The sequence below is a fragment of the Photorhabdus sp. HUG-39 genome, from assembly GCF_963878365.1.
Taxonomy (GTDB): Bacteria; Pseudomonadota; Gammaproteobacteria; order Enterobacterales; family Enterobacteriaceae; genus Photorhabdus; species Photorhabdus kayaii.
The window spans coordinates 1-8,025 of sequence record NZ_CAWNWY010000068.1 but is presented as its reverse complement, the minus strand read 5'-3'; the positions used below and the strand labels follow the sequence as shown (position 1 = coordinate 8,025).

The following is an 8,025-nucleotide window of genomic DNA, read 5'->3' as shown; positions in this document are numbered from 1 at the left end:
TTTGCAATTGGGTCATCAGCCGGCTAATGCCTTTATCGCCCAGGCAATGGTTTTCGCCCTGTTGGGCGACACGCCTGAACGGCAACCAGTGCGGGAAATTTTCGGTGCCTGCCAGTCTGACGCGGGTAATAGGAAAACACGGGGTTTCCACCGGAAAGGCGGATGACGCCCCCGTTTCCGGTACAGACAGGTGAATCTCCGCAGGCGGTGGCGCTAATTGCGCTTCCAGGGCTTGCTGGCGGGCCTGTTGATGAATGAGTTGTTGTTCTGCGATGTCGGCGGCCTGACTGCCTGAAGCCACACTACAAAAAACCACAAATACTAGAATACTGCTTTTCATTGACTTTCTATTCCACAATGCCGAAGCAGCATTAACCACGAATTTAGCTTAGCGATCAATATTTAGGGTTGATTATCAACCGGGCAACTAAAATAGGGGGTTGGTTAAGATAGCAACAAAAACAAGGGGTTATATTGCAAAGCAAAAAACAGGCCAATGTGATTATTTTGTGGCAAGATTGTATAAAAAATAGATTAATATTAATCATTTAATAACCAGCATTAATAATTTCAAATAAATTTTATTTTTTTATTTTTATTATGTGATTCTTATCACATTTATGATAATTTGTTTCGGTATGAAATGACTTAGACTGTGACAGATGTTGTTAATGGGTGATGAAGTATGACCCTTTTTGATTAGGTTAGATGATGATTTTTAGCTCAGTTGGCAGAACTGACGCTATGCTATTTCGGATTGGGAGATAATCATCAGAAGCAGGTGTTCGTCATTAATTCACAGAGTGGAAAAAATCATGAAAAAACATTCACAGGCACTTAGATAAAATAGATATTTATTAAAAGCGTTATCCCAGAGGCCATTTACTATTGCCCCTAAACTTCCTGGATATAATAAAATCATTGGCTATCAATCAGCAGAAAAAACAAGGGAAACGGTTTTACTGTATTACAACAATGGTAAGGAACTCCCTGTATGAGAATCTTAAAAGTCACACTTTTAAGATGTCCTTTATGTATGCGCCTTAACAGGCGCATACATCAGAATCACTTATTCAATTGAACAAGCATTTTCCTGTGGGACATAATCAAAGTGTAATTCCCGACTCCGATTCCTTTTTACACCCCAAACACCGTGGAAACGCTCTGCATTACTGGCAGTATACCGCACAGTATGGCGAATATTGCTGTGCCCAAGATAATCTTGTATCAACCGAGTATCTATCCCCCTATCTGCAAGTGCAAAACCACAGGCATGGCGCAACATGTGCGGATGAGAACCTACGGAAATATTAGCCAATTTCCCTAACTGACTAATAATTTGATAAATGCGCTGGCGAGTTAGTGGTTTTCCGGTACGCGACAGAAACAACCAATCACTTTCTGCCCCTCGGAAGGTTTTACGGACTTTTAGCCACTCCCTGATCGCCTGGATTTCATAGCCCAAAAGAGGATGAATAGTAGAAAATCCGCCTTTTAAACGCCGGATATATAAACTTCCATCTTCCAAATCCAGATCAGATATCCGTAGATACCTGGCTTCACTAACACGTAAGCCATGAACAAAACTCATGTATACCAGACAATAGTCGCGCTCCCCATTAGGGCTCTTTTTCGCCATTTCCAGCATACTTTCCACTTCGTGTTGCGTTAGATGTCTTCGCTGACCCATTATGGTCTATCCCAAATATTCTTTGTTTCAACGCACTTAACACGCTGCGTTATCTGTAACTGATTAAGACCCGGAACCAACCCTAAATCCCCCATAGTAATTAAACCTGCACCGAAATGGCGGCAGATGACTGTATGAAATCTCTGTTTCTGTACTTGCTCTATTCTCAAGCTGCGTAATGGATAGATATTCAATGTCTGTTCTCCGGTAATCCCCCCCTATTCTTACCATCACAAGGCCAAAAGAAAAATAGTGATTCAATTAACCGATCCCCACCAAATAAGGCTTTTTGGCTAGAATTACCAACAAAAATCGCTGCGATAGGCTCAATAACCATTTTAACAAAAGGACATGTCCGTCAGATTGATATCTGGTTCAAATCACTAAGGAAGGATGTTGATGCAGCAATGTTTGCCGGCTTCCGATAAACATTTAATCTCTCTATCTTTGCTAGAGGAACCCGGCAGACAGCAAATCTAACAAACTGGTAACAAGGTAGATGATCCTCTATGCAGAATAATCTGGTATATCAGCTAGATACAATATTCAGCATTCAGCTTTTCAAACCACTACCAGATTTTATCCATGTCGTCATCAATGATGCCTTTTATAAATTTTTTAAACCTCAATATTATGACCCATTATTGCCCTCCTCCGCCAATCATTTGCAACAAAATTTGGTTTGCGAGTGTATTCACACGTTTAAAAGTTACATGTGACTTTTCCCGTTAATTGACGTTGACCGGTGATCCCCATCCTCTACCCGCTCATCTGCTAATCCATTGGCTTCACTAGCTGGTGTGCACTTTGCACCATACCCGTCATCTTTCAAGTTGCCTCTTTGTTGGCTGCGCTCGCTCACTCACCCCGGTCACATAGTTACCTATGCTCCCAGGGATTCACTCCCTTGCCGTCGCGATCCATCTTGAAATCCATAGGGTATATATGACGAAGCAATTTATTTCGATGCAGAAATCAACGAAATAACTTCATTCGAGTCTAATCTGATCATGTTCATTGATTTACTATTATTACAAGCAACGTCTTAATTCATTGCGTACAAGCTATACCCGTCATCTTTCAAGTTGCCTCTTTGTTGGCTGCACTCACTCACCCCGGTCACATCGTTATCTATGCTCCCGGGGATTCGCTCCCTTGCCGCCGCGATCCATCTTGAAATCCATAGGGTATATACAATATGATCTCGACAGCCAAGGAAAATAAAAACAGAGAAAGAGATGTTAAGGATTAAATCAAACCTGTATAAAGACAACTTAAATAATTTCAGAACTAAACAATATTAATACTTATATTTTTTTACATAGAGGTATTTTTTACACAGAATAATAAACCATTTAATTAACAGATATGTGTAAAAATCAATAAATTTTATTTCTTTACCAATTAATTATTGCAATCTCTTATATATTCAGGTTATTTTAAGTGTAATCATTAAAAAAACGCTTCAGATAATGATTTAAAGACTCATTAAGGAGTTGTCATGTTAAACAAACAAAATAATATCACTCCGCAATTAGTTTACATGTGGGAAAATAGTCATGATTTTACAAAAATATATCGGCCAAAAACAAAAAGAATATTGTTGTCTTAACGATGTTGATCTCGACACACCAGAAAAATTTTTGCAACAAGAAAGCATTATGTTTTCCTAAATCAAAATATTACACAAATATGACTAGAAAAAATCCAACTATTTCGTTACAAATAATCAACACATTGGAAGTAAGCAATGAACCGTGGGGAGTAAAAGATAAATCTTCCTGTTTTCTCTATGGTAATAGTGCATTAATTAAACTCCAAAATATAAATGCCAACTATGATTATGAAGGTAAATATGATAGTGATATTCCCTGGAGAGGCAATGAATTTGCCAAAGATTTTATTACACATGATTTGCAGGTAATAAAAAATAGAGAAAGTATTTTATCATTAGAGACACATGTATTTGGGCGAGATAAAGTTTTATCATCTTATTTCCAGGAAAAATTTCCACTCGATGATGGTAAAGGTGAATGCATCGGTATTCTTTTCCATGCCTGGAAAGTTCAGGATAATTCATTGACTCGGCTATTTCACAGTAAACTACCTACTTCTATTATGTTTCAATCGCCAACTTATCTCCTTACTGAACAAGAATGGGAAGTTGTCTTTCTTTTTCTACAAAAATATAGTAGGAAACAAAGCTGTCAATTACTCAAAATTTCACATAAAACCATAGAGGAATATATAAGAAAGATTTATAATAAATTGAAAGTTAACTCAGACTCACAACTGGAGGAATATTGCCGACTAAATAGTTTTGATCTCTATGCACCAAAAAGGTTCTTATTGTCTTACTTATAAATATCGTCTATTTATTCAAATTTTTTATACCCTATGGATTTCAAGATGGATCGCGACGGCAAGGGAGAGAATCCCCGGGAGCATAGCGAACTATGTGACCGGGGTGAGTGAGTGCAGCCAACAAAGAGGCAACTTGAAAGATAACGGGTATATAAGGTAATAATGTTATAAAGGTCAAATATGAGTCAATCAGGATGTAAAAAAGTCCCTTTTATTACTCCTCAATTAACTAATATGTGGGATAAAAGCTCAGAACCGTGGTTTGTAAAAGATAAGGAGTTCCGCTTTATTTATGCAAATAAAATGTTTATCAAAGCTAATAAGCTACCTGAAAATCTTGATATTATTGGGTATACCGATAAAGAATTACCTTCGCCAGTTAATCAATTCTCTCATCTTTTTGAGGAACATGATCATAAGGTGTTACAGGGTATGCAACGAATATCATCTCTTAGCACTTACCCTCAAGCAAAAAATGAACAAGCCACATCCTATTTCTGTGATAAATATCCGTTAATGGATGAAAATAAACAGTGTATTGGTATAATTGCTCACGCAAGAGAAATACATAATTTTACTGTATCTCATTATATGGAGAACAATATTCCTATATCAATTCGATTTCAACAACCTAACAATATATTAAAAGAGAAAGAATGGATAATCATTTTTTTATTCTGCCGTGGCGTTAGTAATAGATATATCGCTGACGAAATGAAAATTTCATATCGCACTGTGGAAAAATATTTCGAAAGTATCTATGAGAAACTATCAGTTAGCTCAGCAATTGAGTTAAGAACACTTTGCAAAGAGAATAGTTATGATCTTTATATTCCCCCCCAATATCTTCAATCTATAGGCCATATTTTGCTATAAATAATCGATTTCATTATTACATATTTCTCTCTGACCTGTTTAATTAACCTGAATTTTGCTTAAATTTCCCCTAACTGATATATGGATAACAATTTGATAAATCAAAATAAAGGGCTAAAAACGTGACTAAATAATCATTTTTTTGAAAATTTACTTTTCTATTTCTGTTGAAGACTTTATATAAAAAACGATGAAACCAAGAAATTCTCATGAGCACTGACGGGTGCTTTATCATGGTCGAATGGTTTACATCAATATTTTGGCAAGAAACAGGGTGTTTATGACCCTGTTTCAATTCCAAGATCCAGATATTCCACAATCAACGAACAATAATACCTAACAGAATGCCCAATGCGCCAAAGTCAGCATCACTGAATGTCGTGTTAGCAATACCGATATCCCCCAAAACGGGTAACAGAAATACGGGTAAGAAGGTAATCAGAAAGCCTTGAGTAAAAGCCCCGAGAATAGCGCCTCTACGCCCCCCTGTCGCATTACCAAAAACCCCGGCCGCCGCACCAACAAAAAAGTGCGGCACAACGCCGGGAATAATGACCGTCATACCGAGTGCATACAGGACAAACATACCGATAACACCAGCCACAAAACTGCTCAAGAATCCTACCAATACTGCATTAGGAGCGTAAGGAAAGACAACCGGGCAATCTAACGCAGGTTTAGCATTGGGTACCAGTTTGTCAGAGATTCCTTTAAATGCAGGAACAATTTCTGCAATTATCATTCTCACACCTTGCAGAATAATGTATACACCTGCGGCAAAGGTAATAGATTGCATTAGAGAGAACATAAATCCATTTTTCCCACCACTGACTTCCCTCACAAAATCACCGCCAGCAAATAAACAACTGATCATGAAAATAATCGCCATCGTAAAAGAGATGGCAACCGGTGTATCACGCAGAAACAGCAAGCTTTTCGGAACATTCATCTCTTCGGTTGAGTGGGCCTTATTTCCTAGTTTGCTGCCAATAAAACCAGCGAGAACATAGGAAAGCGAGGAAAAATGCCCAATGGCAACGTCGTCAGAACCTGTTATTTTCTTCATATATGGATGGACAATCGCCGGGAAGAAAACCATAGCAACGCCAACAACCACAGAACCAATAGCCACTAGCATCGAGCCTTTGATCCCTGCTGTTGCCAGAATCACCGCGACCATCATGGACATAAATAATGTGTGGTGCCCAGTCAGAAAGATAAATTTCCACGGGGTAAAACGCGCAATCAAAATATTGATCACCATAGCAAAGAACATGATCATGGCCATTTCTTTACCAAAACTCTTTTGCGCAATGGAAACAATTGCTTCGTTGTTTGGTACGACTCCCTGAATACCAAAAGCGTGTTGGAAAATTTCAGCAAAATCCCCCAGTGAAGAGACGACTAATCCAGCACCCGCCCCCAAGATCAAAAACCCCATAATGGTTTTTATGGTACCTTTGATACATTCAGTCACCGGTTTCTTTTGCACGATCAAACCAACAAGCGCGATAACCCCCACCAAAATCGCAGGTTCTGACAGAACATCACTCATCAGAAAATGAAAAAACTCCATGACAACCTCCCCGGTTACAGTGCACCAAGTTCAACTAATGCCACGGACAGACGTACTTTCATTGCCGATTTATCCACCATATTGTCCAGCGCAACAATTTTGCCATCGACTGCCTGAATAACCAGTTGTTCTGCAATATCTTTAGTCCCGACAAAAATGTCGCTTTGAGTTGCTTTTGCTGACCCCAGATCGACGTGATCAACACTGGCATCTATTCCCATCTCTTTCAGAATATTTTTGATGCTCATTTCCATTATCAAGCTGGTACCTAACCCATGTCCGCAAACGACAGTGATTTTCATACTGTTACCCCATAGCAAAAATAACGACTTAATACTTGTTAATCACGGCAAGAATCTCTTCTTTACTTTTGGCACTCATCAGTAATGCAATATCTTGTTGATTATCAAATAGTTCGGCAAGTTTAGCGATCACTTCGATATGGCTGTTGCTATCCGTTGCTGCCAAGACAATCAACAAATTAACCGGATCATTTTCTTCAGAACCAAACTCCACTCCTTTGCTAATCACAGTTAACGCTAAAGCTAATTTGTTGACCCCTTGTTCCGGTCTGGCATGTGGCATAGCAATTCCCGGCCCAACAACATAATAGGGACCAATTACCTCATGCGAACGATAAATAGCATCAATATAACAAGCAGAAATGGCGCCATTTTCCACCAGAGGCTGACAAGCAATCGCAATCGCTTCACGCCAATTTTTAGCATCCGGTATCACTTGGATCACATCTTGGGTGAGTAACGTCTTTAGCATCAATTTCCCCTAATTAAAATCTCATTCCACTCTACCTACTCTCTATCTTCTATCTTCTATCTTCTATCTTCTATCTTCTATCTTCTATCTTCTGCTAGTGATATTAGTCACAAATGATAGCGCTATCTATGATAGTAACTCATAATTGTGATAGCGCTATCATTTGTTATTTGATTAATTCACCAGAAAGCGAAAGTACATCATGGTTTTTTCCTCCACGGCTTGCCTGAGATCAGGTAGAATCCCATCGTCAAATTTATAGCCGCTAATTAAAAAAATAGAAAAATATTTTGATGAAAAAGACACGAAAACGCCGTAATACAGGGCGAGTAACATTACAAGATGTTGCTAAGTATGCCGGTGTCGGTTCAATGACAGTTTCACGCGCATTGAGAACACCAGAAGTGGTATCGGATAAATTGCGAGAAAAAATTGAACACGCTATACAAAAATTGGGATATATCCCAAATGGCGCTGCCGGCGTACTTGCTTCGGGCCAAAGTAATATTATTGCAGTACTTGTGCCCTCACTGACAGATAAAGCTAGTGCTACATTTATACAGTCACTGCAACAAGTGCTGAATAAACATGCCTTTCAAGTTTTACTTGGATGTCATGCAGGGCACGAGCATACTTTGACTGCTATTCATCCAAAGAAAACTCTTGCCCGATAATCATCGCACCAACCCGCTTTTTTAAGCTTGTTCCTTTGGCTCGGTGCCCCGCAATCGCATTGTTTGACCAG

General features: G+C 38.9%; 10 protein-coding genes and 2 pseudogenes. 5 read left to right on the top strand and 7 right to left on the bottom strand.

The features are described 5' to 3' along the window. From AAC155_RS23625 to AAC155_RS23615, 3 genes are all read right to left on the bottom strand, one after another. The coding region (locus AAC155_RS23625) for a POTRA domain-containing protein (RefSeq protein WP_275658244.1) at positions 1-340 on the bottom strand (340 nt) is incomplete at its 3' end. Between the two features lie 729 nt (positions 341-1,069). Further along, positions 1,070-1,690 (bottom strand): tyrosine-type DNA invertase, encoded by a 621-nt coding sequence (locus AAC155_RS23620; RefSeq protein WP_112896019.1) that lies wholly within the window; start codon positions 1,688-1,690, stop codon positions 1,070-1,072. Positions 1,691-2,399: 709 nt separating this feature from the next. Beyond that, complete coding sequence (locus AAC155_RS23615; protein WP_158536634.1) at positions 2,400-2,552, bottom strand: hypothetical protein; 153 nt, start codon at positions 2,550-2,552, stop codon at positions 2,400-2,402. A 79-nt stretch (positions 2,553-2,631) separates the two neighbouring features. On the opposite strand from AAC155_RS23615, the pseudogene AAC155_RS23610 reads away from it, so the two are divergent. Continuing rightward, a pseudogene (locus AAC155_RS23610) lies at positions 2,632-2,739 on the top strand (MurR/RpiR family transcriptional regulator); the annotation flags it as partial. Here the strand turns inward: AAC155_RS23610 and AAC155_RS23605 are convergent. After that, a complete protein-coding gene (locus AAC155_RS23605; protein WP_146748147.1) occupies positions 2,736-2,963 on the bottom strand; it encodes a hypothetical protein in 228 nt (75 codons plus the stop codon). The pseudogene AAC155_RS23610 and the gene AAC155_RS23605 sit on opposite strands and share 4 nt — an antisense overlap. A gap of 419 nt (positions 2,964-3,382) precedes the next feature. Between AAC155_RS23605 and AAC155_RS23600 the strand changes: the two genes are divergently transcribed. Genes AAC155_RS23600 through AAC155_RS23590 form a run of 3 tightly spaced genes read left to right on the top strand, consistent with a single transcriptional unit; the run spans position 3,383 to position 4,930 of the window. Then, positions 3,383-4,054 carry a helix-turn-helix transcriptional regulator gene (locus AAC155_RS23600; RefSeq protein ID WP_113044369.1) on the top strand — a complete coding sequence of 224 codons (672 nt, stop codon included), beginning with the start codon at positions 3,383-3,385 and terminating at the stop codon, positions 4,052-4,054. Beyond that, complete coding sequence (locus tag AAC155_RS23595; protein ID WP_146748146.1) at positions 4,020-4,214, top strand: hypothetical protein; 195 nt, start codon at positions 4,020-4,022, stop codon at positions 4,212-4,214. The genes AAC155_RS23600 and AAC155_RS23595 overlap by 35 nt, the downstream gene beginning before the upstream one ends. A gap of 20 nt (positions 4,215-4,234) precedes the next feature. After that, the gene (locus AAC155_RS23590; protein ID WP_113044367.1) at positions 4,235-4,930 is read left to right on the top strand and encodes a helix-turn-helix transcriptional regulator; all 696 of its coding nucleotides are present in this window, start codon (positions 4,235-4,237) and stop codon (positions 4,928-4,930) included. 319 nt (positions 4,931-5,249) lie between these two features. Here the strand turns inward: AAC155_RS23590 and AAC155_RS23585 are convergent, their stop codons facing one another. Genes AAC155_RS23585 through AAC155_RS23575 form a run of 3 tightly spaced genes read right to left on the bottom strand, consistent with a single transcriptional unit; the run spans position 5,250 to position 7,280 of the window. Beyond that, entirely contained in the window at positions 5,250-6,506 is a 1,257-nt protein-coding gene (locus AAC155_RS23585) for a PTS ascorbate transporter subunit IIC (RefSeq protein WP_113044366.1), read from the bottom strand. Between the two features lie 14 nt (positions 6,507-6,520). Continuing rightward, on the bottom strand, positions 6,521-6,808 hold the full coding sequence (locus AAC155_RS23580) for a PTS sugar transporter subunit IIB (protein ID WP_113044365.1): 288 nt from the start codon (positions 6,806-6,808) through the stop codon (positions 6,521-6,523). 28 nt (positions 6,809-6,836) lie between these two features. After that, the gene (locus AAC155_RS23575) at positions 6,837-7,280 is read right to left on the bottom strand and encodes a PTS sugar transporter subunit IIA (protein ID WP_113044364.1); all 444 of its coding nucleotides are present in this window, start codon (positions 7,278-7,280) and stop codon (positions 6,837-6,839) included. 293 nt (positions 7,281-7,573) lie between these two features. Between AAC155_RS23575 and AAC155_RS23570 the strand changes: the two are divergent. Then, a pseudogene (locus AAC155_RS23570) lies at positions 7,574-7,933 on the top strand (LacI family DNA-binding transcriptional regulator); the annotation flags it as partial. Positions 7,934-8,025 lie beyond the last annotated feature (92 nt).

Coding starts and splice junctions, on each gene's coding strand:
- AAC155_RS23620 (WP_112896019.1), bottom strand. CDS start 1,690: ATGGGTCAGCGAAGACATCTAACGCAACACGAAGTGGAAAGTATGCTG.
- AAC155_RS23600 (WP_113044369.1), top strand. CDS start 3,383: ATGACTAGAAAAAATCCAACTATTTCGTTACAAATAATCAACACATTG.
- AAC155_RS23595 (WP_146748146.1), top strand. CDS start 4,020: ATGCACCAAAAAGGTTCTTATTGTCTTACTTATAAATATCGTCTATTT.
- AAC155_RS23590 (WP_113044367.1), top strand. CDS start 4,235: ATGAGTCAATCAGGATGTAAAAAAGTCCCTTTTATTACTCCTCAATTA.
- AAC155_RS23585 (WP_113044366.1), bottom strand. CDS start 6,506: ATGGAGTTTTTTCATTTTCTGATGAGTGATGTTCTGTCAGAACCTGCG.
- AAC155_RS23580 (WP_113044365.1), bottom strand. CDS start 6,808: ATGAAAATCACTGTCGTTTGCGGACATGGGTTAGGTACCAGCTTGATA.
- AAC155_RS23575 (WP_113044364.1), bottom strand. CDS start 7,280: ATGCTAAAGACGTTACTCACCCAAGATGTGATCCAAGTGATACCGGAT.